Source organism: Rhodothermales bacterium (assembly GCA_017643395.1).
Taxonomy (GTDB): Bacteria; Bacteroidota; Rhodothermia; order Rhodothermales; family UBA10348; genus JABDJZ01.
The window spans coordinates 122,216-148,505 of sequence record JAEPNP010000004.1; the positions used below are offsets into that span (position 1 = coordinate 122,216).

The 26,290-nt window shown below is 63.3% G+C and carries 24 protein-coding genes; 9 read left to right on the plus strand and 15 right to left on the minus strand.

Annotated elements, in window-relative coordinates:
• The first annotated feature begins 91 nt into the window (after nt 1–91).
• Nucleotides 92–466 (plus strand): arsenate reductase ArsC, encoded by a 375-nt coding sequence (locus JJ896_13170; GenBank protein MBO6780597.1) that lies wholly within the window; start codon nt 92–94, stop codon nt 464–466.
• Here the strand turns inward: JJ896_13170 and JJ896_13175 are convergent.
• Complete coding sequence (locus tag JJ896_13175; protein ID MBO6780598.1) at nt 446–1,243, minus strand: DUF1295 domain-containing protein; 798 nt, start codon at nt 1,241–1,243, stop codon at nt 446–448. The two genes, JJ896_13170 and JJ896_13175, sit on opposite strands and share 21 nt — an antisense overlap.
• 67 nt (nt 1,244–1,310) lie before the next feature.
• On the opposite strand from JJ896_13175, the gene JJ896_13180 reads away from it, so the two are divergent.
• Nucleotides 1,311–2,660 carry a DUF2254 domain-containing protein gene (locus JJ896_13180; protein ID MBO6780599.1) on the plus strand — a complete coding sequence of 450 codons (1,350 nt, stop codon included), beginning with the start codon at nt 1,311–1,313 and terminating at the stop codon, nt 2,658–2,660.
• Between the two features lie 14 nt (nt 2,661–2,674).
• Here JJ896_13180 and JJ896_13185 read toward each other — a convergent pair whose 3' ends face one another.
• The 4 genes from JJ896_13185 to rho form a co-directional block, all read right to left on the minus strand.
• On the minus strand, nt 2,675–3,949 hold the full coding sequence (locus tag JJ896_13185; GenBank protein ID MBO6780600.1) for a glycosyl hydrolase 53 family protein: 1,275 nt from the start codon (nt 3,947–3,949) through the stop codon (nt 2,675–2,677).
• Nucleotide 3,950: 1 nt separating this feature from the next.
• Nucleotides 3,951–5,387 (minus strand): glycine--tRNA ligase, encoded by a 1,437-nt coding sequence (locus JJ896_13190; protein MBO6780601.1) that lies wholly within the window; start codon nt 5,385–5,387, stop codon nt 3,951–3,953.
• Nucleotides 5,388–5,540: 153 nt separating this feature from the next.
• On the minus strand, nt 5,541–6,209 hold the full coding sequence (radC, locus tag JJ896_13195) for a DNA repair protein RadC (GenBank protein ID MBO6780602.1): 669 nt from the start codon (nt 6,207–6,209) through the stop codon (nt 5,541–5,543).
• A 62-nt stretch (nt 6,210–6,271) separates the two neighbouring features.
• Nucleotides 6,272–7,393, minus strand: a complete 1,122-nt coding sequence (rho, locus tag JJ896_13200; protein ID MBO6780603.1) for a transcription termination factor Rho — start codon at nt 7,391–7,393, stop codon at nt 6,272–6,274.
• 359 nt (nt 7,394–7,752) lie between these two features.
• Between rho and JJ896_13205 the strand changes: the two genes are divergently transcribed.
• The 4 genes from JJ896_13205 to JJ896_13220 are packed head-to-tail and all read left to right on the plus strand — an operon-like array spanning nt 7,753 to nt 11,766.
• The gene (locus JJ896_13205; GenBank protein ID MBO6780604.1) at nt 7,753–8,505 is read left to right on the plus strand and encodes an alpha/beta fold hydrolase; all 753 of its coding nucleotides are present in this window, start codon (nt 7,753–7,755) and stop codon (nt 8,503–8,505) included.
• On the plus strand, nt 8,502–10,082 hold the full coding sequence (locus JJ896_13210; protein MBO6780605.1) for a UDP-N-acetylmuramoyl-tripeptide--D-alanyl-D-alanine ligase: 1,581 nt from the start codon (nt 8,502–8,504) through the stop codon (nt 10,080–10,082). The genes JJ896_13205 and JJ896_13210 overlap by 4 nt, the downstream gene beginning before the upstream one ends.
• A complete protein-coding gene (locus JJ896_13215; protein MBO6780606.1) occupies nt 10,082–10,750 on the plus strand; it encodes a ribonuclease HII in 669 nt (222 codons plus the stop codon). Before JJ896_13210 ends, JJ896_13215 begins: the two co-directional genes overlap by 1 nt.
• A complete protein-coding gene (locus JJ896_13220) occupies nt 10,747–11,766 on the plus strand; it encodes a glycosyltransferase family 2 protein (GenBank protein ID MBO6780607.1) in 1,020 nt (339 codons plus the stop codon). The genes JJ896_13215 and JJ896_13220 overlap by 4 nt, the downstream gene beginning before the upstream one ends.
• Here the strand turns inward: JJ896_13220 and JJ896_13225 are convergent.
• The 7 genes from JJ896_13225 to JJ896_13255 all read right to left on the minus strand — a co-directional run bounded on the left by JJ896_13225 (nt 11,726) and on the right by JJ896_13255 (nt 16,274).
• The gene (locus JJ896_13225; GenBank protein MBO6780608.1) at nt 11,726–12,655 is read right to left on the minus strand and encodes a DMT family transporter; all 930 of its coding nucleotides are present in this window, start codon (nt 12,653–12,655) and stop codon (nt 11,726–11,728) included. The genes JJ896_13220 and JJ896_13225 overlap by 41 nt on opposite strands.
• Nucleotides 12,652–13,059: a DUF4293 family protein gene (locus tag JJ896_13230; GenBank protein MBO6780609.1), complete on the minus strand. Its 408-nt coding sequence runs from the start codon at nt 13,057–13,059 to the stop codon at nt 12,652–12,654. Before JJ896_13230 ends, JJ896_13225 begins: the two co-directional genes overlap by 4 nt.
• A 2-nt stretch (nt 13,060–13,061) precedes the next feature.
• Complete coding sequence (locus JJ896_13235) at nt 13,062–14,078, minus strand: isocitrate/isopropylmalate dehydrogenase family protein (GenBank protein MBO6780610.1); 1,017 nt, start codon at nt 14,076–14,078, stop codon at nt 13,062–13,064.
• A gap of 111 nt (nt 14,079–14,189) precedes the next feature.
• The gene (locus tag JJ896_13240; GenBank protein MBO6780611.1) at nt 14,190–14,639 is read right to left on the minus strand and encodes a biopolymer transporter ExbD; all 450 of its coding nucleotides are present in this window, start codon (nt 14,637–14,639) and stop codon (nt 14,190–14,192) included.
• Nucleotides 14,640–14,665: 26 nt separating this feature from the next.
• Nucleotides 14,666–15,223 carry a biopolymer transporter ExbD gene (locus tag JJ896_13245; GenBank protein ID MBO6780612.1) on the minus strand — a complete coding sequence of 186 codons (558 nt, stop codon included), beginning with the start codon at nt 15,221–15,223 and terminating at the stop codon, nt 14,666–14,668.
• A 46-nt stretch (nt 15,224–15,269) separates the two neighbouring features.
• Nucleotides 15,270–15,542 carry a hypothetical protein gene (locus tag JJ896_13250; protein MBO6780613.1) on the minus strand — a complete coding sequence of 91 codons (273 nt, stop codon included), beginning with the start codon at nt 15,540–15,542 and terminating at the stop codon, nt 15,270–15,272.
• 30 nt (nt 15,543–15,572) lie between these two features.
• Nucleotides 15,573–16,274, minus strand: coding sequence for a MotA/TolQ/ExbB proton channel family protein (locus JJ896_13255; GenBank protein ID MBO6780614.1), 702 nt, complete (start codon nt 16,272–16,274; stop codon nt 15,573–15,575).
• 340 nt (nt 16,275–16,614) lie between these two features.
• Here JJ896_13255 and JJ896_13260 point away from each other — a divergent pair, with 340 nt between their 5' ends.
• Nucleotides 16,615–18,072, plus strand: coding sequence for an SUMF1/EgtB/PvdO family nonheme iron enzyme (locus tag JJ896_13260; GenBank protein ID MBO6780615.1), 1,458 nt, complete (start codon nt 16,615–16,617; stop codon nt 18,070–18,072).
• A 19-nt stretch (nt 18,073–18,091) separates the two neighbouring features.
• Here JJ896_13260 and JJ896_13265 read toward each other — a convergent pair whose 3' ends face one another.
• Nucleotides 18,092–19,735, minus strand: a complete 1,644-nt coding sequence (locus JJ896_13265; protein MBO6780616.1) for a S41 family peptidase — start codon at nt 19,733–19,735, stop codon at nt 18,092–18,094.
• A gap of 102 nt (nt 19,736–19,837) precedes the next feature.
• Here JJ896_13265 and JJ896_13270 point away from each other — a divergent pair, with 102 nt between their 5' ends.
• Complete coding sequence (locus JJ896_13270) at nt 19,838–21,568, plus strand: penicillin acylase family protein (protein MBO6780617.1); 1,731 nt, start codon at nt 19,838–19,840, stop codon at nt 21,566–21,568.
• A 44-nt stretch (nt 21,569–21,612) separates the two neighbouring features.
• Here the strand turns inward: JJ896_13270 and pckA are convergent, their stop codons facing one another.
• Together pckA and acs are read right to left on the minus strand one after the other, a co-directional pair.
• Complete coding sequence (gene pckA, locus JJ896_13275) at nt 21,613–23,229, minus strand: phosphoenolpyruvate carboxykinase (ATP) (GenBank protein ID MBO6780618.1); 1,617 nt, start codon at nt 23,227–23,229, stop codon at nt 21,613–21,615.
• A 150-nt stretch (nt 23,230–23,379) separates the two neighbouring features.
• Complete coding sequence (gene acs, locus JJ896_13280; protein ID MBO6780619.1) at nt 23,380–25,320, minus strand: acetate--CoA ligase; 1,941 nt, start codon at nt 25,318–25,320, stop codon at nt 23,380–23,382.
• A 236-nt stretch (nt 25,321–25,556) separates the two neighbouring features.
• Between acs and JJ896_13285 the strand changes: the two genes are divergently transcribed.
• Complete coding sequence (locus tag JJ896_13285; protein MBO6780620.1) at nt 25,557–26,267, plus strand: esterase family protein; 711 nt, start codon at nt 25,557–25,559, stop codon at nt 26,265–26,267.
• The last annotated feature ends 23 nt before the right edge of the window (nt 26,268–26,290 follow it).

Here is a 26,290-nt window from a genome sequence, read left to right on the forward strand (position 1 = left end):
CGCTAGCTTGAGTCATCCAACTGTCCCCCGTCCCGTTTTGAGCAAACCATCTGTCCTGTTTGTCTGCACACACAATTCTGCCAGGTCCCAAATGGCAGAAGGCCTCCTGCGCGCACGACACGGCGAGCGTTATGAGGCCTTGAGCGCCGGCACCGAGGCCACGCGGGTCAAGCCCGAAGCCGCCCAGGCCCTCGAGGAATTGGGGATCGATGCGTCCGGCCATTACTCCAAGACCGTCGATGACCTCGGCGATGCCGTGCCGGACTATGTCGTGACGGTGTGCGACGCGGCCAAAGAGGCGTGCCCCTACGTACCGGCGCGCAGTGGCCGCGTGCACCGGGCGTTCGCTGACCCGTCTGATGTCACAGAAAGCCGGGAGGAACGCATGCAGGCCTTCAGGGACTCGTGCGCCGAAATCCAGGACTGGATCGACGCAACGTTCGGCTCAGTCCCTCCCCGTTTTTGATCGCGGTGGCATGGGAATGAAGGCACTCGTGCGAGCCATGTAGTCGGCGTATCCCGGCTTGCTTGATTCCAGGTGCCGGTCCAGCATGGCGACGCCGGATACGCGGATCACCAGCCAGATCATCAGGGCCGGGGCGAACAGCAGCATCCATCCCCCGGGCAGATTGATGCTCCAGAAAGCCACGCCGAGCCAGATCACGCATTCACCGAAGTAGTTGGGGTGGCGACTGTATCGCCACAGGCCCGTGTCCAGCACTCCGCTGCGTTCAGGGTCGCTCTTGAACGACGCCAGCTGCCGGTCAGCCACGGCCTCGATGCCCAGGCCGGTCACGAAAATCAGCGCACCGACCAGGTCGAGTCCCGTCAGGACCGTCGGCATCTGCCACGTGACCGCGGCCTGCAGAGGCAGCGATACGGTCCACAGGATGCCCCCCTGGAGCAGGAATACCTTGAAATAGCTCCACCACCACCACTTCGCTCCAGACTCCCGCCGCCACTTGTTGTAGCGCGCGTCTTCCGGTTCGCCCAGATTGCGCCGGCCGATGTGCGCCGCAAGTCGCATCGCCCATACACCAAGTGGAACCAGCACCAGCCAGATCCGGGCCTCCACGCCGGGCTGCAGCCAGGCCGCCAGGCCGACCGCCAGCACAAAACCCGGCCCCCAGAAGATGTCCATGATGCCCGAGTCCTTCAGGCGCAGACTGAGCAGCCAGACCAGCGTCACGTAAAGCCAGGCTGCGGCAAGGCTCCAGAGGGCGGGTTCCAGGTAGAGAGGCATCCCGCAAGATCGTCGCCACTACCCATCGCGGCCACCCGTATTCTCACGGGTACCTGTTTGCGCGCCTGTGAATTTGCTCAAGTACTGGGACCGCCTGCGATCGAGCTTCTGGTTCGTGCCCGCCGTGATGACCCTGGCGGCGGCCGGCCTTGCCTCGGGCATCGTCAGCCTCGACCGATCGGAGAGCCTGGCGTGGCTGCACAGGCTGCCCATGATCTACACCGGCACGCCGGAGGGGGCCTCGTCTGTCCTGTCCGGGATATCCAGCGGCATGATCACGATTGCGGGCGTGGTGTTTTCCATGACGCTCGTGGCGCTCTCGCTGGCGTCCGGCCAGTTCGGTCCGCGCCTCCTGCGCAACTTCATGCGGGATACCACCAATCAGGTGGTGCTCGGAACGTTTGTCGCCACGTTCCTCTACTGCCTGCTGGTTCTGCGCAGCATCCGATTCGGTGAAGGCGACGCGGCTTTCGTACCCGACCTGGCCGTGACGCTGTCCATCGTCGGCGCCGTGGGGGCGATGGGCGTGCTGATCTACTTCATCCACCACGTGGCCATCTCCATCCAGGCGGACCACGTGGTGGCCCGGGTCGGCGAAGAGTTTGTGGACCAGGTGGACATGCTGTTTCCAGAGCATCTCGGCGATCCGGATGGGGACACCGATCCGGAGGAAGAGGATTTCGATGCGGTTGCAGCACGCTTCTCGGCGACCGGGGACCGGAATCGGTCCACCGTGTGCCTGGAACGGGACGGCTATCTGCAGGCGATTGATGCCGAGGAGCATCTTCAGATAGCACGTGAGGCCGACCTGCGCATCAAGCTCCTGACAGCGCCCGGAGACTATGTGATTGCCGGCGTTCCCGTTGCGGTAATCCATCCACGGCCCGATGACGAGACGCTGCGTGCCCTTCGGAAGGGGTTCATCCTTGGCCGGGAGCGCACGACCCTGCAGGACCCCTCGTTCCCGCTGGACCAGTTGGTGGAAATGGCCGTGCGTGCGCTGTCGCCGGGGGTAAATGACCCGTTCACGGCCGCCCGATGCCTGGATCGGCTGACGTCCGGGCTTGTGCGCGCCGGCCGAAGAAGGCGCCCGTCGGCAGTCCGGCTCGACGCGGAGGGCGTACCTCGTGTCTGGGCACCGCTCCGGGACTTCCAGCACCTCCTCCATCGGGCTTGCGACGGGATCCGGCCACACACAGCCGGAAGCGCCCAGACCATTCAGGATTTGATGCGCATGCTGGCTACCCTCGCCGGTGAGGTTCGACGAGCCGAAGACGCCCAGGCCGTTCGGGAACAGGCTGCAGCGCTTGTTCGGGTCGGTCGGGATAGCCTGACGGAGCCGCGGGACCTGGAACGGTTGGAGGGCCTGTATGCGGGTGTCAGCCAGACGATGCGCATACCGGCTGAGGTCGACTAACCGGTCAGCCCCGGCTACTGCACGACGAACAGTTTCCGGGGCAGGTTTCCGCACCGCGCCACATAGACCCCCGCCGCCAATGCGACGCTGGACACCGGTCGCCCCTGCAGGTCGAACACTTCCAGGTGCTCCGGACAGGTAGATTGCGGAAGTCCCGCAGAAGGGTTGGGATAGACGGACCAGGCCGGTTGCCCGGGCGTGGCCTCGACGCCCGTCAGTCGCTCGGCGTGGTGCCAGGCCCCATCCTCGTCAAACAACGCCAGGTTCTCCCAACTGCTTCCGAAACCCGGTGCCGCAATCCACTCTGGAGCCCAGTAGATCCAACCGCGCCCGGACTGCAAGGCCACAGTCTCATCCAACGCGACCAGGAAATCGCGCTGCCCGGCCGGCGTCGCCGGATATCCGTCCGGCAGGGACGCCCCGCTTCCGACCAGGTTGTGGGTATTGTCGTACCAGGAGAACGTCCAGGGGTAGGCGGTCTCCAGCACGATGGCCGGCACACCATACCGGGAGGAAACGCGCTGCAGGGTATCCCGCAAGTCCTGCAGGCTGCCGTGCCACCATGGGTAATATGACAGACCCAGCATGTCCGGGGTGTATCCGGCCGCCGTGAGATTGTCCATAAACCACTGGGTGCCCGCGGCATCACCACCGCGGTCAATGTGCACAATCACCGGGACATCCGGCAGAACCTCCCGCACGGCACTGTGCGCATGCCGAAGCACCTCAGCCAGTCTTGCCCAGGACGCCGGTGTGTCGAACGATCCGCCGACCCTTGCCACGTCCCAGAGCATGCCACTGGTGATCTCGTTCCCAATCTGCACCGCCGCGGGCGACACGCCCGAGGCGCTCAGGTGTCGCAGTACCCGGTTCGTGTACGCCAGAACACTGTCGGCCATGGTCTCGACATCGAGCCCCGCCCACGCCGCCGGTGGGGTCTGCGTGCCCGGATCGGCCCAGGAGTCCGAGTAGTGGATGTCCAGCAGCCAGGATCCGCCCGCCCCGACGATGCGCTGCGCCAGGGCCGTTGTGTAGGCAAGCCCGTTCGTGCCGCCCGCCGGCGTGTGCCACAGCCGAAGCCGGAAGGTGTTGAATCCCTCGGACACCATCTGGGCGATGGGATCCACGCCGGACCCCATCGCAGAGAAGGATGCACCGCCCTCTTCAACGCGGGTCAGGAAGGAGACATCCGCGCCGACCACATGCTCGGGCAACTGCGCGGTGGCGGAAGTCGCCAGCACCAGCATGCCGACCGCCAGAAGTCCAAGCGACTTCCGGACACTACGCACGTTAGTCGGCCTTCCAGGCACTCATGCGCTCCAGCACAAACCCTGCGACCTTTTCTGCCGGCATGCGGGTCTGCTCCATGGAATCGCGCTCACGCACGGTAACGGTGCCGTCTGCCGTGGAGTCTCCGTCCACGGTGACGCAGAACGGCGTTCCGACTTCGTCCATGCGGCGATAGCGGCGTCCCACGGCGCCTTTCTCATCGTAGGAACAGAGGAAGTGCTGCTGCAGGTCCGCCTCGATCCGATGCGCCATTTCCGGCATGCCGTCCTTCCTGACGAGCGGAAAAATGGCCACCTTGATCGGTGCAACGGCCGGGTGAAACTTCATCACCGTGCGGGTCTCTTTCTCCAGCTGCTCCTCTCGATACGCCTCACAGAGGAGCATGAGAACCGTGCGGTCCAGACCCACCGACGTCTCGACGACGTACGGGATGTACTTCTCGTTGGTGTGCGGATCCCTGTAGTGCAGGTTCTTGCCTGAGTGCTCCTCGTGCCCCTTCAGATCGAAGTCGGTGCGGGAGTGGATGCCTTCCACCTCCTGCCATCCGATCGGGAACTCGTACTGCACGTCAAATGCCGCATCTGCGTAGTGCGCCAGTTTCTCGTGTTCGTGCCAGCGCAGCTTGTCGGCACGAATGCCGTTGTCCAGGTGCCACTGCATACGACGTTCGCGCCACAGCTCAAACGCCTCCTTCTGCTCGCCCGGCTTTACGAAGTACTGCATCTCCATCTGCTCGAACTCGCGCATACGGAAGATGAACTGGCGGGCCACAATCTCATTGCGGAAGGCCTTGCCGATCTGCGCGATGCCGAACGGCACCTGCATACGTGCCGACTCGCGCACATTGTGGAAGTTGACGAAAATGCCCTGCGCCGTCTCCGGCCGCAGATACACCTTGTCGCTGTCGCCGGCCAGCGCCCCGAGCCGCGTCTCGAACATCAGGTTGAACTGACGCACGTCCGTCCAGTCGGCGACGCCGGAGTCCGGAGACTTGATCTCCTCGGCAATAATGATGTCGTACAGGGCCTTGGCGGCGTCATCCGCATGAAGCGCAGCCACCAGGTCTTCATAGACGCGCCCGGCTTCGGAGTCCTTGCCTTTTTTTCGCAGCCGCTCGATGTGATTCTCGATCAACTGGTCCGCGCGATACCGATTCTTGGACGTCCTGTCGTCGATCATCGGATCATTGAACGCGTCCACATGACCGGACGCTTTCCACACGGTCGGGTGCATCAGGATGGCGGCGTCCAGTCCCGCAACGTTGTCGTTCCGATAGACCATCGCGTTCCACCAACGCTGCGTCACGTTTCGCTTCAGCTCGACGCCGAGCGGCCCGTAGTCATAGGTAGCCGCGAGGCCGCCGTACACCTCGGAAGACTGGAAAATGAAGCCCTTCCGCTTGGACAGCGAAACGATTTTGTCGAGGACGTCGGCCATGTAGACTACTGCGCGTGGCAGCGATGCGGTTGCTGGATCGAGCGGCGGAAAATAGCCTCTCTGGCCCCGCATTCCGTTGAAATGCGGGTGGAAACGGGCGATGGGCAAGGTGCCTCGGCCTTATGCGACCGGCGCCTCCTCCCAGGCATGGCGCTATACCAGTCCCCTCCGCGCGAACGAAGTGAACGTGTCCCCCGCCACAATCACGTGATCCCGAACCGGAATGCCCACAATCGCTCCCGCATCCACCAGCTGGCGCGTCACCGCCACATCCTCCGCACTCGGCTCCGGGTTGCCCGATGGATGATTGTGCACGCAGATCACGGAAGCCGCCGACTGCAGGATGGCCTGCCTGAACACGGAGCGCGGCTCAACAATGGAGGCGGCCAGTCCACCACGGCTCACGAGGTACTCTCCGATGACGCGGGAGGCCATGTTGAGCAGCACGACCGAGAATTCCTCCTGGGTAAGGTCTCTGAGGCGGGGTGCCTTCAGGCGTGCGATGTCTTCCGGGCCGCGGATCACGGGCCGTTCGGCGAGCGGCTCCACCGCCACCCGGCGGCCGATCTCGAAGGCGGCACCCAATCGACCGGCAATCGCCGGTCCTATTCCGCGCACCTGCATCCACTCCCGGGGATCTGCGCCGGACACGCGGCGCAGCGAACCGAAACGCCGAAGCAACCGTCGCCCCACTTCGATGGCCGCCTGGCTCGCTGTTCCGGAGCCGATCTGCAGGGCGAGCAGCTCGGCATCGGACAGGTGTCGCGCACCGGATTCGAGCAGCCGCTCGCGTGGCAGGTCTTTGATGGCCGACGGGGTCATACCCCTTAGAGCCGGCTCGCGCGCAGTCTGTAACGCCCCGCTGTACGGCAGCAGTGGATGCCTCAGTCCATCTCGGCCGGAATCAGCTGATCCAGCAGGTCGTCGTTCGTGCGACTGCCCTGAATGTGTCGCAACAGGGCCTGCATGGCATCGATGGGCCCGCGGCTGTTCAGCACACGGAAGAGCCTGCGGTGCTGCTCAATCTTGTCCTTCGGAATGAGGAGCTCCTCATTCCGGGTGCCCGTCTTGCGCAGGTTGATGGCCGGATAGATGCGTTTGTTCGCCATCTCCCGGTCCAGCACGATCTCCGCGTTGCCAGTGCCCTTGAACTCCTGGAAGATCACTTCATCCATACGAGAGCCGGTGTCGATGAGCGCCGTCGCCACGATGGTAAGGGATCCACCACCCTCGATGTTGCGCGCTGCGCCGAAGATCTTGCGTGGGATCTTGAGCGAGTTGGCATCCAGACCACCCGAAAGCGTGCGACCGCTACCGCCCATGAACATGTTGAACGTGCGGCCCAGGCGGGTCAGCGAATCCAGCAGAATGACCACATCGCGCTTCATCTCGACCAGCCGCTTGGCGTAGGCCAGCGCCAGTGTGGCGACACGCACGTGGTTGTCCTCCTCCCGGTCGTTGGAGGATGCAAAGACGGTCGCCTTCGTGGTGCGCTTGATGTCCGTCACCTCTTCCGGTCGCTCGTCTACAAGCAGGGCCACAAGCTCCACCTCCGGATGGTTCTCCGTGATCGCCGCAGCCATTTCCTTGAGGATGTAGGTCTTGCCTGCCCTCGGGGGCGCCACAATCAAGGCGCGCTGGCCCTTGCCGAGCGGTGCGGACAGGTCGACCACGCGCATGGTAAAGTTGCGCGGACTGGTCACCAGGTTCAGTTTTTCATCCGGGAAGACGGTCTGCCCGGACTCGAACCGCTTGAACTTGGTCCAGGTCTCGAGAGGCACGCCCATGACGGTGTCAATGCGGGACACCTGCATGTCGCCTTTCCGGCCCGGCCGGAGATCACCGGTCATCAGGAGGCCGTCTCGAAGCCGCCACTTCTTGATGATCTGGGGTGCGACAAAGGGATCGGAGTCCCCCTTGGGCATATCCGATCGGAATTCGCGGATAAAGCCGAATTTCTTGTCCCCGATCAGTTCGAGGATCCCGTCGAATCGTTTTTCCGACATCTGTATCGGTTTTTGGCCAGTCCCACGCACCACATCGGCACGGAAGGCCTGCACGGGGTTGACCAGTTAGGGGTCGACTGTCATCGACATACCGGATTGCGGCTTCGTCATTCACGCAGGAATGGACAAAACGCTATCTTCCGCCTCGATCCAGGATCTGTCCGATGCCCGGCTGCAATCCCGACAACCTGTGTTCAGCCTGCGGGTAGCGAGGGGGTAGAAAGCGGACCCCACCGGGGGTCCTTGCCGCATCTCCACTGGTACGGCATTCAAGATAGACGGTTTCTAAACACACCACAATGCCCGCCTTGCGGGACACGCCTTTGCAGCAGGATCCGGCCGAGAGCCCGCTACATGTCATGAGTTCAGGCCCTTCCGGGGGGCCGCCCGTGCTGATCCTGCACGGCTGGGGTAGTTCGGCGGCTGTGATGCAGGGCTTTGCACAATCGCTGGAAGACCGGTACCGCGTGCTTAATGTGGATCTGCCGGGGCATGGTCTCGCGGCCGCTCCCCCGGAATCGATGGACATGGAGGCGCACGCCGAGGCGGTCGCCGGGCACCTCGTCGGGCCAGCGCACGTAATCGGTCACTCGAACGGAGGCCGCATCGCCCTGTACATGGCCGGTTCGGACCGCTACGCCCACCTCATCCGGTCACTCACACTGATCTCCCCTTCCGGTGTGCGTCGTCCCCGAACGGCGGCCTACCACGTGCGGCGCACGGTAGCCACCGTGCTCAAGGCGCCCTTCCGGCCGCTGCCAACCTTCCTGCGCGAGCCCGGTCTGGACTGGCTGCGGCACTCGCTGGTCTGGCGACTTCTGGGTTCGTCCGACTACCGCAAACTGGAAGGACCCATGCGGGAGACCTTCGTGCAACTGGTCAACACGTACGTCGAGGAGCGCCTGGACCGCATCGCCGCGCCCACCCTGCTCTTCTGGGGCGATGCAGACCAGGCCATCCTGAAAGCCCAGATTGATGTGCTCATGGCAGGTATCCCGGAGATCGGTCTGGTCACACTTGAGGGAGCCGGCCACTACGGCTTCCTGGACCAGCCGGCCACTGTCTATGCAGGCACCCGTCACTTTCTGGATCAGCTGGAGGAGACGGCATGATCCTACCCCTCGCACTGCTTGCGTCGGGCTTTGCCCTGTGGCGGATTGGCAGAAGGCTCCAGTTCTTTCTGCACATTCACCAGTTGGAGGGTTACAAGCGCTCTGGATTCCTGCGCTGGGTCGGAGCGCGCCCGTTCGACGCCTGGCTGCGTCTCTCCCACCTTCTGGGCGCCGTGCTGCTGGCCGTGCACTGGCTCGGTGGACTGCCTGTCTGGGCGCTCCTTCTACTGTGGGCTGCCTGCTTTGCGTCCAGCCGGCGGTACCGCAGAGACCGGCCCAAGAAGCCGCTGGCCATGACGCCCCGCATGACGCGAGAGGCAGTAACAGCCGGACTCCTGGCCCTGTTGCTGCCCGCGGTTACCCTGTCCCTCCTACAAACCGGTTTTTGGTCGGCCTGGCTGACCGGATTGCTGGCGGCAGATCTGCTGGCACCAGGTCTGGTGCTCGGCGGCGCGACACTGATGGCCCCCGTCGAGGCGTACATCCGGGAGGGCTTCAAGCGACAGGCCCGCCGCAAGCTCGCCTCCCGACCCGATCTGCGCATCGTCGCGATCACAGGCTCCTACGGCAAAACCAGCGTCAAATTTGCGGTCGCGGAAGTGTTGGCCCAGCGCTATCAGGTGCTGGCCACGCCTGGATCCTTCAACACGCCCATGGGCATCTGCAAGGTCATCAACAACGACCTGAAGCCTCACCACCAGGTATTGGTGCTGGAGATGGGCATTCGGCATCCGGGCGACATCGCCGAGCTCTGTGCCATTGCCAGACCCCACGTCGCCGTGATCACCGGTATCGGCATCGCCCATCTGGAGACCATGGGCAGCCAGGACGCCATCGCCCGCGAGAAGGGGTCGCTGCTCGATTTCCTGCTTCCGGGTGGTTCGGCTGTGCTCAATGCCGACGACCCGTACTACGAAGCGTTTGCCTCCAAGACTCGGCATCTGGCGGTATCCACGGGAGGAACGTCCGCCGATCTTGTGGCCTCGGAGGTGGACTACGGGGCTGAGGGCACCCGATTCACCGTGCGCGCGGACGATGAGGTCGTACCCGTCACCATGCGCCTGCTGGGCCGGCACAACGTGGGCAATGCGCTGCTGGCCCTCGCCGTCGGCAGGCAGATGGGCATACGGCTGCGCGCAGGAGCGCGAGCATTGTCTCGCCAGGACCCAGTGCCGCACCGGCTCGCCCTGCGCGAAGAAGGCGGCTTGCTGGTGCTGGACGATGCGTTCAACAGCAACCCGGTGGGGGCTCGCAATGCGGTGGAGGTGCTTGGGGCCTTCGCCCCGCGTACCCGATTCGTCATCACGCCGGGCATGGTCGAACTGGGTGACCGGGAATACGAAGAAAACCGGGCCTTCGGGGCCGCGATGCACGGGCACGTAGATCACGCAATCCTGGTAGGCCCCGCGCGGACCGTAGCGATTTCTGAGGGACTGCGGGACGCTGGCATGCCGGCCGAGCGCATTCATGTGGTCGGCACGTTGTTCGAGGCACGCGAACTTCTGGCTTCCCTTGCGTCCTCCGGAGATGTGGTTCTGTATGAGAACGACCTCCCGGACCAGTACACGGAGGCCTGATGCTGCCAGGCCTCGAACTGCTTCCCCTGGACGGGCCGCTCCCTGAATGTGCAGACGATGCCCTCGAGCGCGCCGTGCGCGACGCCGGCTACGGCGTGGTGGCCGGTGTGGACGAAGTGGGCCGTGGTTGCCTGGCGGGCCCGGTGGTGGCGGCGGCGGCGATCCTGCCGGCCGGCTTCGTTCTGGAGGGCCTGACCGACTCGAAGAAGATGTCCCTGGAGGCCCGAACAGCGGCCGATGCGGCCCTGCGGCAACAGGCAGCCGTGAGCGTCGGCATCTGCACGGTCAAGGAGATCGACCGGTGGAATATCCTCCGGGCCTCGCTGCAGGCCATGCAGCGTGCGCTGCAGGGGCTGGGCACGCAACCTGACTTTCTGTTGGTAGACGGCAACCAGACGCTTCCGGGGATGTCCTGTCCGCAACAGACGGTGATCAAGGGCGATGCCCGCTGCGTCTCCATTGCCGCCGCGTCCGTGGTGGCCAAGGTGGCCCGTGACCGCATGATGGCCGAGTTGGCTGCCGAGTACCCGGAATATGGCTGGGAGCGCAATGTCGGCTATGGCAGCGGCGAACACCTGGATGCCCTGAGACGGCTTGGGCCTACGCCGCACCATCGGCGCAGCTTTCGCCTGGGAATCGAGGACCAGTCCCAGACCTCCCTGTTTTGAAGCCGCAGGTCTCGGTCATCATCGTGTCGTGGAATGCGCGGCACCTGCTGGAGCGGTGCCTGCCGAGCGTGGTGGCGACCGCCTACGAGAACGTGGAAGTCGTTCTCGCCGACAACGGATCCACCGACGACTCAGTCACCTGGGTCCGGCAGCACCATCCGTCCGTGCGTGTCATCGAGCACGGCAGCAACCTGGGATTCTGTGCGGGCAATAACCGCGCGATTGAGCAGACCGACAGCCCCTACGTGGTGCTGCTGAACAACGACGTGGAGGTCGAACCCGATTGGCTGGATCACCTGATCGATGAGGCAGAAGCCCAGCCGAAGGTGGCTGCACTGCAGCCCAAGGTGCTCCAGTTTGACGAACGTCACCTGTTCGAGTATGCGGGTGCCGCCGGCGGTCATTTGGACCGCTTCGCGTATCCGTTTGCCCGAGGCCGCATCTTCTTCGATCTGGAGGAAGACCTGGGGCAGTATGACGAACCTGCCGATGTCTTCTGGGCCACCGGTGCAGCCATGCTCCTGCGCCGAAGCGCACTGGACACCGTCGGCCTGCTGGATGAGGCGTTTGAGTTCCACATGGAGGAAATCGACCTCTGCTGGCGGCTGCAGAGAGCAGGATTTCGGGTCCGTGCCGTGCCGGCCTCGAAGGTCTACCACATGGGCGGCAGCAGCCTCGCGCAAGGATCGCCCCGCAAGACCCGCTACAACTTCCGCAACAGCCTGCTGATGCTCTACAAGAACCTGCCTCCGGCGGAATTCAGACGGGCGTTTGCAGGCAGACTGGTGTTGGACTCACTGGCCGTGATCCGTTTTCTGCTGCGTGGAGAATGGCGTTCGGCGACTGCGGTGATCTCCGCTTTCGCCCAGGCTCACCGGATGAAATCATTCTACGAACCGGCGCCCCCGGGCCAGGCCCGGCCCTCATTCCACGGCAGCATCGCGTGGCACTACTACGCCAGGCGCAGGATCAGCTTCAGTCAGCTGCCGCCGGAGCGACTTCAGGTTTCTCGGTAAGGGTACTGCCGACGGCCACGAGAATGATCACCATGCCGACGACGGCCAGGGGTCCGGGCAATTCGTCAAACAGCAGCAATCCCAGCGCGGCAGCGCCAATCGGTTCGAGCAGACTCACAAGCCCCAGGAACGCGGCGGGGTAGAACTTCACGGCGTAATTGAACGAGCCGTGCCCGAGAATCTGTGGAAATACGGCCATGGCCACGCACAGCAGGTAGACGAGCATCGGGTAGCCGCCCAGCGGCGTGCCGCTGCCGACTGCGAAAGCCAGAGTCGTGAGCCCGGCGACCACGTACAACGGGAAGACGTAGGGCAACCAATCGACCCGCCGACGAACCACCCGTCCAATCAGCAGGTAAAGCGCCCACACCACGGCTGCACCCAGGGCCAGCGCATTTCCGAGCAGCGGGTTGCCGTCAATCGGTGGGTTGGACTTGCCGCCGGCCAGCCCCAGCAATACGCTCCCCGCCACGGCGGCGAAGATCGCCAGCGTGGTGCGCCGACTGATTCGTTCGCCGAGGAGCAGGAAACCGAACAGGGCCATGAAGATCGGGCCAGTGGCGACCAGGACCGCAGCGGAAGCGACGCTCGTGTAGTAGATCGAACTGATCCACATCACAAAGTGGATGCCCAGCAGAAACCCTGCTCCGAGGATCAGCCATACATCCCTCCTGCCCAGGTTGCGCCACACCTTCATGGTGGCGGGGATGCCCACAGGCGCCAACAGCAGGATCGCGAAAGACGTGCGCAGAGCCGCTACGGCCATACCCGGTGCTGCCGAAGCATACCGCACCAGAATTGCGCTGCCGGCAAAACAGAGCACCCCTGCCATCACCAGGGGCAGCACCCAAACCGGTTTGGCTTCGCCGTCCGGCGCGCCGACTGTCATCGCAGCCGGTCTACCGACTTGAGCAGCTTGATGTCGGATTCCACGCCGCGTCGCCCCTGGCGGAACAGCACAAAGCCGACCAGCGGGAGTGCCACAAAAACCCAGTCTGTGGTCGTGAGCGCCGCCATGTCGGCTGCCTGCGAATGCTGCCACAGACCAAATGCCGCCGCTCCAAGCGCCAGCAGCACCACATACTGCGCCCCCAGAGCGACCTTGCGCTGGGTATCACGGTTCTGATAGAGGAAAATGGCTGCCACTCCGAGCAGCCCCGCGAGACTGAAGCCTGCCAACGCAGCCGTGGCCACCCACTCCGCCGAACCAGGCGCGGTAGAGTGCATCCAGGCGCCGTAGGCGCAGGCCACGGCTCCCAGCAGAAGCCAGACTGTCTGTATACGCTGAATCATCGTCAGGCGTGTGTGGCTACGCGGTCGGCCAGCCGATCCGCAAATTCTGTGGTTGAAGCGGAGCCGCCGAGGTCACCGGTCAGGTGCTTGCCTTCGGTGTAGTGATCGATCAGGCCGGCGTGCAGGGCATCCGCTGCGGCGAACTCTTCCAGGTGCCGAAGCATCATTTCCGCGGACCGGATCAGCGCGGTCGGGTTCGCCTTGTTCTGCCCGGCAATGTCAGGCGCCGATCCATGCACCGCCTCGAACACGGCGTACTCGTCGCCAATGTTTGCGCCGGCGATAACACCCAGCCCGCCGACCAGGCCGGCCGCCAGGTCGCTCAGGATGTCTCCGAACAGGTTAGTGGTGACAATGCAGTCGTACTTGTGCGGTCGCACGACGAGCTGCATGCACATGTTGTCTACAATGCGATCGTTGAACTCCACAGACGGGTACGCGGGAGCCACCTCTCGCGCCACCCGCAGAAACATGCCGGAAGTCAGCTTGAGGATGTTTGCCTTGTGCACCACCGTCACCTGCCGGCGCCCCTGCCGCTTGGCATAGTCGAACGCGAACCGGACAATGCGCTCGGACCCGGCCTTGGAGATGCGGGCGATGGAATCGGCGATGTCGTGACGCTCGTCGTAGGACTCCAACCCGGAATAAAGCCCCTCGGTGTTCTCCCGGAAGATCACCATGTCCACGTCCTTGAACGGCGTATCCAGGCCGGGAAGTGACTTGGCAGGCCGCACGTTCGCGTACAGGTCCAGCTTCTGACGCAACTGCACGTTCACGCTCTTGAAGCCCTTGCCTACGGGCGTCGTGACCGGTCCTTTGAGGGCAACCTGGTTGGTGCGGATGGACTCCAGCACCGTTTCTGGAAGTGGAACCCCGTGGCTGTCCATGGCCGCGACACCCACCTGGTCCTGTACGTCCCAATTGAATGAGCAGCCGGTGGCTTCCAGAACCTTGACGGTGGCTTCGGTGACTTCCGGGCCGATGCCGTCGCCGGGGATGAGCGTGATATGATGCGCCATAAACGTGAGTAGCCGGGATTGAACCGAAAGCTATAACAAGAAAAGGCCCCGCCGGAGCGGAGCCTTTTCAATTCTGAACCAAAGTTTTTCAGCGGGGCGAACCCCGCCCGGTCAGGACACCTGACGTTTGGTCGAGTAGTTGATGCGCAGCGTGCCCGCCTCGCGCAGCTCCTGCTGCACGTCAAGCACCGAGCCCATTTCGGCTTCCTGGTCCACACGCAGCGACACAATCAATCGCGGCTGCTCGACGAGCTTCCGGTACATGATGGTGCGCACGTTGGTCAGTTCATCGATGAGGGCATCGTCAATCTGCACGGCCGTATCACCAACCCGGTTCGCTTCCAGCTTGCGGGGACCGATCCAGACGTACGACACGAGCCGTTTCTGGTCGATTTTGGTGATGGCTTCAGCCTGCGGAAGCAGCGTACGAACCTGAACCGTCTGCTCGCGGAGCACCGTACTGACCATAAAGAAGATCAGCAGCATGAAGATGATGTCCGGGAGCGAAGCGGTAGGGATATCCTGCTTCGTCGTGTTCTTTTTCTTGAAGTGACCCGACATAGGTAGCGCTGGTCAAAAGGTGAGGATTAGGCCGCGTCCGGCTCGGCGATGGAGATGGCGGGCTTGATCTTCTCCCGTATCTCGTTCTCCGCTCCGTTCTGTTCGATGGCTTCGACGTAGGTCGCGTAGTCGGCATAACCCAACTGACGCGCCTCCGAATCCCACATCTCGAAATAGGCCATCCAGACCTCGTCCAGCACCTCTACGTAGTTCTCGTAGGGTGTCTGTCGGGCGGTCTTGATCGACACGAGCGCCTTGCCCGGGGCTTCCGAGTAGGCCAGATCCGCCCCGTTGTTCAGGACGTGCTTCTTGACCTCGGCCCGCACCAGGTCAGCGGCGGACGGCTGATCCTCCATGAGGACCATGCCGGTCTCGTTGACCAGGATCTTGAGCACGTTGCGCTCCTTGATCGGCGGCGGCTCCACATCTTCCTCCAGCTTCGGCGGCAGCACCATGCCGATGCCGGTGTCGACATCGATGGTGGTGGTCACCAGGAAGAAGATGAGCAGCAGGAAGGCGATGTCCGCCATCGATGATGTCGGGATTTCCGCCTCTGTCCGCTTCTTTTTCTTTAGCAGTGCCATGATTGTGGTTTCGTTTTAGGGTTGTCGGGTGATTCGGCGATGCGAATCAGCCAAACAGACCCTTGACACCCGAGAGCAGCAGGGCCGCCGTGGTGAGCACGAGCGAGATGAGGAACGTGTACACGCCCGCAACCGCCCAGTCACCCAGCGCAAATCCGAGCACGACCAGCAGGACCATCGGGATGCCCGACAGCACGATCGTGGAAGGATTCACCTTGCCGTGGCTCAGGTTTCTGATACCAAACAGCACGATAGCCACCATGCCAAGCCCGACAAGCGCGAGCACGAGGTAGATGGCGTAGGGTACCATGGTTTCCATGAGAGACCTCCTAGATCAACAGTTGCAGGGTCAGGCGTTCTCCGATACCGGGCGGCCGGCCTGCAGGAGCACCAGCGAATCGATCAGCTCGATCGAGGCCTCCTCCATGTCGATGACGATGCGGTCAATCTTGGAAACGACGTAGTTGTAGAAGAACTGCAGGATGATGGCCGTGATGAGACCGAACACCGTCGTGAGCAGGGCAACCTTGATACCACCGGCCACGAGGGACGGGGAAATGTCACCGGCGGACTCGATGGCGTCGAAGGCCTCGACCATTCCAACAACCGTTCCGAGGAAGCCGAACATCGGAGCCAGGGAGATGAACAGCGACAGCCACACGAGCCCTCGCTCGAGGAAGCTCATCTCAATGGAACCATAGGAAACGACGGCTTTCTCTACGGCTTCGATTCCCTCGTCATGGCGAAGGAGACCAGCCTGGAAAACGGAAGCAACAGGGCCGCGCGTATTGGCGCAGATCTCTTCTGCTGCGGAGACGCCACCTTCTTCGAGGGCCCCCTTGACGTTCACGATGAACTTGCGCGTGTTGATGTCCGCGCGGTTGAGCGTGATGATGCGCTCAAAGGCGATCGCGAGTCCGATGATCAGCGAAATGAGAACCGGCCACATGTACTCGCCGCCCTCATTGAACCGCTGAACAAGTGCATTGACGAAACTGTCGTCGGCAGCCACTTCCTGCGGCAGCATGAGGAGCAGACTAAGAAGATTCATGGACGCTATTTCCTCCTGGAGCGTTGTTTGTTTTGCGTTCCGACGGCCAGCGGGCACGATGCCCGGCGACCGCTCGCCCGGCCAGATCCGGCCTCAGTTAAGGATCGGCTTTGTCGCGTTTGGTGGGTTTGAAAAGCCGATTCAAAATGATATTCAACGTTTCCGGCATTGTCAATCAAGGTTTCCGTCTCGGAGCAGACCTCACCGGTTATGCAAAAGACACGGCGCACACTGTGAAGTTGCCCCGCCCGGGGGACCCAAAAAACCCGCCCTCCTGCGGCGGCGGACAGCCCCTATGTTGGGCACACTCGCTCCCTCGCACCAGGACCCCATCGCCCGTATGTGCAGTCGAACAGACTCCCTGCTCGCCCCTCTTCTCGTTGCACTGGTTGCCGTTGCCCTGTCCGCCTCCGGCGTGCGCGCCACGGATATTCGTGTTGAGCATGTAGAGAGCGTGCGCAACCCGCTCGACGCCCGTAGTCCCTTTGTCGCTGTGACGGTGAGTTGGGACAACGCCTGGTTCAACGAACGCAACCATGACGCAGCCTGGCTTTTCTTCAAGGTGCTGCGTCCGTCCGGCTACCAACACCTGTACTTGATCCCCGAATCCGGCGTACTGCTTGCCAAAGGAGAGGTCGCCATGCCGGATGCGGACGTGCTTGTGGCGGACGACGGGACCGGGGCATTCGTCCGACCTGCCTCGACGTGGCGGGGTCGCCTGCAGTATCGCGTGCTTCTTCGGCAGGACGCCGAGCGCACACCGCTGAATGCGGGCACCGAGATTGCGGCCTACGCCGTGGAGATGGTGTACATCCCGGAGGGTCCCGTAGAGCTTGGGGACCCCGACCCTCGAGCGCTGGACTACGGGGCCTTCTTCCGCTCGGATGCAAGCGGCCGGCCGGCGGGCACTTTTCGCATCACGGCTGCCGACCAGGAAATTCCGGTCGGTCCGGACGCGGGCAGCCTGTACTACCAGGTGCGCCGGGACATTTACCAGGGGGACCAGTCAGGCCCCATCCCAGGCACGTTTCCAAACGGGTTCGCAGGGTTCTACCTCATGAAATACGAGGTATCCCAGGGGGAATATGCCGCCTTCCTCAGCAGCCTCGCGGGCTGGCCCGGGGCGGGCCACCGGGCGAACGTCGGGGATCCACTCTACCGTGAGCGCGGAGGCAGTATTCGCATGACGCAGGGTCGCTTCGTGGCCGACCATCCGGACCGGCGCAATGTGTTCTGGCACTGGGACGACATGATGGCATTCACCGACTGGGCGGGCCTGCGCCCCTACACGGAGTTTGAGTTCACCAAGGCAGCGCGCGGACCGCTCGAACCACAGCCCCTGGAGTACCCCTGGAATTCAGCGGACTTCGATGTCATGCAGCGGCGCATTCACCCGGAATCGCAGGACGCCGTCATGCTTAATGGCCTGGACGAGAGCGACATGACGGAGGCCAACCGGGCCCAGTTCGGGGCCAGCTACTACTGGGTGATGGACCTCGCGGGCAGCATGTGGGAGAAGGTCGTCACGGCCGGCGACGAAGTCGGTCGGGCATTTACGGGCAATCATGGCGACGGCACCGTCGATTCCTACGGAGACGCCGATGTGGCGGGATGGCCGTCAGGGTACAAAGCGTCCAAGGGCTATGGGTACCGGGGCGGCGGCTACTACGGTCGCGCCGTCAGTCAGTCCGACTTCAATCCGTTCAGCCCGATTGCGCTCCGCACGTATGGAGCCTGGAGTGGCGGCCCCAGGAACGCGGCCTACGGATTCCGGGCCGCTCGCACGGCCCCTCGCTAGGTCTCAGAGCGACCAGGAGCTAGCGCGTGGCGTAGGACTGCGCCAGATCCTCAGCGTGGTGCCACATCTCGCGAGCCTGGCGCAGGGTGCCGTCCACTGGGTGGAATGCGGGATACCACGCCGACTGGTCGTACAGTCGGCGGGCAATGCGGCCTTTCATCAGTGCCTTCAGAGCGGCCTCGTTGATCTCCTGCCGATCGAACGCCTCGCCATCCTCGTTGAGCACACCATTTTCCTCGGCAAACCGGTAGAGGTCCTCGAGGTCCTTGTCGCTGAGATCGAAGCCCGCATTGAAGGCCCACTGATCCTCGAAGCGGTTGCTGATGGCCTGACCGTTCTGGTCCAGCCAGCTGCGGACGAACTGGCGCTCCAGGCCGCCTCGCAACAGGCCGCGCGTGAAGTAGTCGAGCGTGTCGGCATGCACGATGAAGTCCGGCAGGATGCCGCCACCCGCGATCACCGTACGACCGGCCGTGGTCCTGAACTTCAGGGAGTCCGGCACCTCCGCGAGCAGATCCTCGAGCGCGAGTGCTCCGTCGCTGCGCTGGCGTTCCCGTTTCTCTTCCAGATAGGCGCTGCGATCTCCGTCGGCGTAGGCCGTCTGAATCAGGCGACCGCTGGGGGTGTAGTACCGGGCGACCGTCACGCGCATGGCGCTGCCGTCGTTGAGCATGAACTGGTTCTGAACCAGCCCCTTGCCGAACGTGCGGCGCCCGACTACCAGGCCACGGTCGTGGTCCTGCAGCGCACCGGCAACGATTTCACTGGCAGAGGCGGAATTCGCATCAACCAGCACCATGACGGGGCCCTCTTCCCACAATCCACCGTCGGTCGAGCTGTACGACTCGTTGGTGTCTCTCGTGCGTCCGCGCTGTGAGACAATCAGTTGGCCATCGGCCAGCATTTCGTCCGCCACCCGCACGGCCATGCTCATGTAGCCGCCGCCGTTGCCTCTCAAGTCGAGCACAAGGCGTTCCATGCCCTGCTCCTTGAGCTGGCCGAGGGCACGCCGGAATTCGGAGTGGGTGGTTCGGGCGAAGCGATTCAGTTTTACGTACCCGGTGCCCTCTTCGATCATGTAGGCGATGTCGACCGTCACGATCGGAACGCGGTCGCGGGTAATCTGCACATCGAAGGTGTCCTCTTCCCCTGGGCGCATGATGGTCACCGTCACATCCGACCCGCGCGGCCCCTTCAGGTGTGCCCGGACCTGTTCGTCGTTGAATCCGATGGACGATTTCCCGTCCACGGCCACGATGCGGTCGCTGGTGAACAGACCCGCTTCTTCGCTGGGACCGCCCGGAATGACCGACACCACGGCAATTGTGTCCTGACCGGACTCGCCTCGGATCAGGTCGTAGGAGATGCCGATACCCTCAAAGGATGCGTCGAATTGCTCCGTTTCCCGGCGCATGCGCTCGGCATCGAAATACATCGAGTGCGGGTCCAGGGCCTCCAGCATGCCGTAGATGGCGTCTTCGGCCATTTCCTCGTGGTCCACATCCTCCACGTAGCGCTGGGCGATGAGCACGAAAGCGTCCTCCACCTTGCGCAACGATTTCGAGATGTCGCTGTCAAGCAGGACGCCCCCCAACTGAACGCCGGCCAGGACCCCGGCTACCAGAATCAGTACCCCTGCGGAAACGAGCTTGCGAGTGGACATCAGGTCGAACGGTGTATTTGTGAGGGAACGGTTAATTGAGCACACCGGATCCCCGGCAAGGAGCGTGCCGCCCCCATGCCGACGATTACCTTTCCGCCGGCGATGCGATCCGTCCTGCTGACCATATTTTGGATTCTTGCTTCGCTGGTTGTCATGGCGGCTGCGGCGTGGCATCTGGCATTCAGACAGGGTGTGACCCCCCCTGCCGGCGTGCAAGCACCGACCTCCGCGCCGTGGACCATCCAGTGGCACGAAGGCGGTGACGCTGTCCTGAACGTGGCCTCCGGGGAAGACGTGGAAACTGCCCTGGGTGTTGCGCACGGACTCGGCCACCCGTGGATCATGGCCCTTTATCGGCAGGCAGCGCTGGGTCGGCTGTCGGAATGGTTCGGCCCGGAGACCATACCGTTTGACACGCACGTACGCACGCTCGGCGTCGCTCCGCCTGAGCACACACCCATTCCTGCGGCCCTGGATCGGTACGCGGCCGGCGTGAGGGCCGCCCAGGCCGGCGGTGAATGGTCGCTCCTTCCCGTGCCGACAGAACTGGGCCTGAATCCCGAGCCCTGGCACGCGCGGCACTCCATAGCCGTCGAGCGACTTGTGACCTGGTTGTCGACCACCGTCGGTCCGGAAGCACATCCGCTGGCCGTCGCACTCGATCAGGAGCGCCACGCTCTGGCGGAGTTTCTCGGCCTGCATGCGCTGAACCAGGCGGCCCTGTGGGTGACCGAACAGCACGGTCTTTTTGCCAGACTCACCCTGGGGAATTCCGGCGCTCCCGCACTCGCCACCTATCGCATCGTGCAAGGAGGCCGACAGCTGTATGCCGGAGCCACCATACCAGGACTGCCCTACCGCTTCTGCGGCAGCTCCGGGGCGGCAGCCTGGTGTAAACCGTTCAGCTCCTCGGCGCGAGTGGAGACGGATTCGACGGCGACCACCACCTCCTACTTCGCGGTCCAGGTGGCCGACGGTTCACAGGTCGCAGGAAGCCGCACCACCACGGACAACGGAATCTCATTCGACGAGGAGGTCCTGCGATGGCCGGGTTTGCGCGTACACACGGACGCCGAACAGTGGCTGTCCCTGCCAGACGCCAACGGGTTCGCGCTCGCCACCGGACTGGGACTGGCAGTGTCGCAGGGCACGGTATCGTTGTTGGGCGACACGCCTCTGGTGCGAAGTGGCTCGGTGGTTCTGCAAACGATGGGTCCCGAGGCCAATCTTCTGGCCGCGCGCATTGATGCCGTGGACGACACGCTGCGGTGGGCACCGGGCCTGTTCCTGGACACCGGAAGCGTGCTGACGGATTCTGTGGCCCTCTCCGTTGAGGACGAGGCTGTCGACTCCTATCTGCGAAACTGGGACGGACGCTTCGAAGGCTCGTCCATTGCCGCCTCGGTGTACGATCTCGCGACCATGTTCGGGCCGGACGCGGCACTCGACTCACTCCGGGCATGGTTCGGCACCGACACCAGAACCTGGCGCTGGGAACTGGATCCGGCCCTGCAGCTGCGCTATCCCGGCGCGCAGCCCGCCGGACTGTCCGGCCGCTATGGACCGGTCCAGTGGCTGCGCTCCGGGCATCCGTCCTCGCCGTCTTTTGCGCCCAGCCGAGCCTGGTCGCAGGACATGTCAGCGTATCGACCGGCCGCTGCATGGGAAAGCTGGCTGGGCAGCAGAGATGGCGCACTGGCCTATCGCCGGCCCTATGTCCCGTACGAGCGGTTCCTTGGGCGCTACCGAGTCGCGCCGGTTCGTGCCGACCTGCTCGAATTCAGTGAGGCACCCGGACCCACCACGCGGGTGAGCCCGGGTCCCCGGAATTGACCGTGCGGTCTGCGGCCGACCCCGAGGCCGGCCACCCGACTTGATCAGGCGTTCGCCGCCTCAGTATGAGGGCCGGCGTTGATAATGGCGTCGCTGGAGCCTTCCTCGAACTGCTTGAAGTTCTTCACGAACAGACCAGCCAGCTTGCGCGCCGTGGTGTCATATGCCGCCTTGTCCGACCAAGCGTTACGCGGGGTGAGGATTTCGGTCGGCACGCCCGGGACTTCGGTCGGCACGCCAACGCCGAACACGGGATCAGCCACGGTGGGCATATCGTCCAGCTTGCCCTCGTGGATGGCGTCGATGATCGCACGGGTATGCGGCAGACTCATGCGTTTGCCCACGCCGTAGGCGCCGCCGGTGAGTCCGGTATTGATGAGCCACGCCTTGGCGTCGTGCTTCTCCATCTTCTGTGCGAGCAGCTCCGCATACCGGCTGGGGTGCATGATCAGGAAGGCCGCCCCGAAACCGGCCGAGAACGTCGCCTGAGGCTCGGTAACCCCCATTTCCGTGCCCGCCACCTTGGCGGTATAGCCGGAAATGAAGTGGTACATCGCCTGTTCGGGAGACAGCCGCGAAATGGGCGGCAACACGCCGAACGCGTCGTAAGTCAGGAAAATGATGTGGTTCGGATGCCCGCCGACGCAGGGGATCTTGGCATTGTCGATGTACTCGATCGGATATGACGCGCGCGTGTTCTGCGTGATCGACACGTCGTCGTAGTCCACCTGACGGGTGGTTTCGTCATAGACCACGTTCTCGAGTACGGTGCCGTAGCGAATGGCGCCGTAGATCTCCGGCTCCTTCTCCTGCGACAGACCGATGGCCTTGGCGTAGCAACCGCCCTCGATGTTGAAGACCCCATCGTCCGTCCAGCAGTGCTCGTCATCGCCAATCAGATGACGATGGGCATCTGCAGACAGCGTGGTCTTGCCGGTCCCCGACAGGCCGAAGAAGAGCGACACGTTGCCGTCGTCTCCCTCGTTGGCACTGCAGTGCATGGAGAGCACATCCTGCTTGGGCATGATGTAGTGCATCACACTGAAGATACCCTTCTTCATTTCGCCCGCGTACTCGGTACCGAGGATCACGAACTCACGCCGCTCGAAGCACAGATCCACACTCGTCTTGGACGTCATGTAGCTGGTGTGGCGGTTGGCGGGGAAACGACCAGCGTTGTAGACCACGTAGTCCGGCTCCCCGAAGCTCGCCAGGTCTTCCGCGCTCGGCCGGATCAGCATGTTGTGCATGAACAACGCGTGGTACGGCCTGGTGCAGATGATGCGCACCTTGATCCGGTACTTCGGATCCCAACCCGCAAAGCCGTCCATCACGTAGATCCGGTCGCAGGTGTTGAGGTAGTCGATGGCACGCTCCCGATTGACGTCGAACGTGTGCTCGTCCACCGGGATGTTGACGTTGCCCCACCAGATGTCGTCGTGACTCTGCGGCAGGTCGACGATGCGCTTGTCGCTGGGGCTGCGGCCCGTCTTCTTGCCGGAGCGCATCATCAGCGCACCGGTGTTGGAAATGGCGCCCTGGTCGTACAGGACGGCATGCTCATACAGCGCCCCCACCGGAGCGTTGCGGATGATGTTCTGTACGGTGATACCGTACTGTTCCAGATTGAAATCGGCCATGGATGCGGAAGCAGGATTCATGTGCCCGGTGGACCGGAAGCGGTTCCAGCGGGAATGCAAGAACGGGCGTTTTCGACGGATCCGGGTAATCTACGGGGCTCAACACCGCTCTGGGTGAAGATGCCCGCAAAAGGCCGTTACGAAACCGTGCCCCCGGCCCAGGAGGCCGGCCTACCGCACCTTGCGGTTCTCGATGAGGGAATCCACCACGCTCGGATCCGCCAGCGTGCTGGTATCGCCGAGATTGTCGAAGTCGTTGGCAGCAATCTTGCGCAGGATGCGCCGCATGATCTTGCCACTGCGGGTCTTGGGCACCGCCGGAGAAAACTGGATGTGATCCGGCGTGGCGATGGGTCCGATGTGCTCCCGAACCTGCAGTTTGAGCTGCTTTTCCATGTCTTCGCTGGGCTCAATGCCCGCGTTCAGGGTCACGTAGCAATAGATGCCCTGACCCTTGATGGGATGCGGGCACCCCACGACGGCGGCCTCGGCGACCGCTGTGTGTGCTACCAGGGCGCTCTCCACCTCAGCCGTGCCCATGCGATGGCCGGACACGTTGATCACGTCGTCGACTCGGCCGGTGATCCAGTAGTAGCCGTCGGCGTCCCTCCGGCACCCATCGCCCGTGAAATACCTGTCCTGGAACTGCGAGAAGTAGGTATTGACGAACCGGTCGTGGTCCCGGTAGACCGTGCGAGCCTGGCTGGGCCAGGAGGCCTTCATCACCAGAAGCCCCTCAGCCTCTCCCTCCAGCACCCGACCGTCCTTGTCCACGATCTCCGGCTGGATGCCGAAGAACGGCACGGTGGCGCTGCCGGGTTTGGTGTCGATGGCACCGGGAAGTGGTGTAAGCAGGATGCCGCCGGTTTCGGTCTGCCACCAGGTATCGACAATGGGGCAGCGCCCATCGCCCACCACCTCGTGATACCATCTCCAGGCCTCCGGGTTGATGGGCTCTCCCACCGTGCCGAGCAGGCGAAGGCTCTTGCGGCTTGTGCGGGTCACGAAGTCGTCGCCCTGGCGCATCAGCGCACGAATGGCCGTCGGCGCCGTGTAGAACTGCGTCACGCCGTGCTTGTCCACCACGTCCCAGAATCGCGATGCGGTTGGGTACGTGGGCACGCCCTCAAAGAACACCTGCGTGGCGCCGTTGATGAGCGGCCCGAAGATCATATAGGAGTGTCCGGTGATCCACCCGATGTCGGCGGTGCACCAGAAAACGTCTCCCTCGTGGTAGTCGAACACGTACTGATGGGTCAGCGACGTATAGACCTGATAGCCCCCGGTGGTGTGCAGCACCCCCTTGGGCTTGCCGGTGGAGCCGCTGGTGTACAGGATGAAGAGCGGGTCCTCCGCGTCCATGGAGGCACAATCGCATTCGGGCGATGCGGTCTCGCGCGCCTCGTGGTACCAGATATCCCGGCCGTCGTGCCACTGGACTGATCCGCCGCTGCGCTCCACGACCACGACAGTGTGCACGTCCGGGCAACGCTCCAGCGCCGCATCAGCGTTGGCTTTGAGCGGGACTCGCTTGCCGCCGCGAATGCCCTCGTCCGCGGTCAGCAGCACGTGGGAGTCGCAGTCCAGGATGCGGTCCGCCAGGGCGTCCGGAGAGAAGCCTGCGAACACCACCGAGTGGATTGCTCCGATGCGTGCACATGCCAGCATGGCGGCCGCCGCCTCCACAATCATCGGCAGGTAAATCGTAACGCGGTCTCCCCGCCTGACGCCGCGAGTCTTGAGCACGTTGGCAAACCGGCAGACCTCCTCGTGCAGGTCGCGGTAGGTGACGTGACGCGCGGGCTGGTTGGGATCGTCCGGCTCAAAAATGAGGGCAGTCTGGTCGCCTCGGGCTTCCAGGTGGCGGTCCAGGCAGTTGTGCGCGACGTTCGTCTTGCCGCCGAGGTACCACTCGATGGAGACGTTTTCCGGCGAAAACGACACCTTGCGCACCGTGTGGAACGGCTCGAACCAGTCGATGCGTTCGGCCTGCTCTGCCCAGAAGGCATCCGGGTTTTCGACACTCCGGCGATACATCTCTTCGTAGGCGCTGAGGGAGCCAAGGTGGGCACGGTCAGCAAAGGTCGCGGCAGGAGGAAAGAGCTCGGACATGCGCGGGCGGGTGGGTTTTCCGCAGGATAGGGCAGTCGGCCCGCACGCTCAACGCGACTCCCCGGTGAGGCCTGCCGAAAGCGCTTTTAGAACGAATGACCTAGAGCGGTCGAATGTTCGTCGAATCCGCTCTCCGTGGCTGATCCGGTCAATTCTCCAGTGGTATAAGGGAGATTCCACACACGGATTTGCCCCCGGCCACGCGGGCAACGATCCATTTCCGGGTTTATAGATAGATGAAGCGCGAACACCTCTCCTGGTGGAGCCCCAGTCTCGGGCGCCACATGGAACTCCTGGCCTTCGGGCATGCCGGCACCCCCATCCTGGCATTTCCCAGCAGCATGGGCCGCTATTTCGAGTGGGAAGACTTCAAAATGGCGGATTCGCTCCGCTACCAGCTCGAAGGCGGACACAACCAGCTGATCCTGATTGACTCGGTAGACTCGGAGTCGTTCTACAACAAGCATGTCGACCCGTACGTGCGCATCAAGCGGTACCAGCAGTACGAGGACTACGTCATCAATGAGGTCGTGCCGTTCATCCGCACGCGCACCGGGTCGAGCTTCATCATTGCCGCCGGCGCCAGTTTCGGTGCCTACCACGCCGCCAACCTGGTATTCAAGCACCCGCATCTCTTCGGCAAACTGATCGCGCTGTCGGGAGCCTTTGACATCAAGTCGTTCATGGACGGCTTCTACAACAACGATGTCTACTTCAACAACCCCATCGACTATATGTCGAACCTGGGGGACTCCGGGCTCATCGACGCGATCAATCGCAACCACATCGTGCTTACCATCGGCGAAGGGGACCCCTGCCGCGACGCCAACATGAGCATGAGCGCTATTCTGCGCTCAAAGGGCATTGACCACAAGCTGGACGTCACCCCCGGTTTCGGCCACGACTGGCCGTTCTGGCGGGATCTCATCCGCAAGCACATCGCCTGACCAAGCTTCCTCCGCTCACCCAC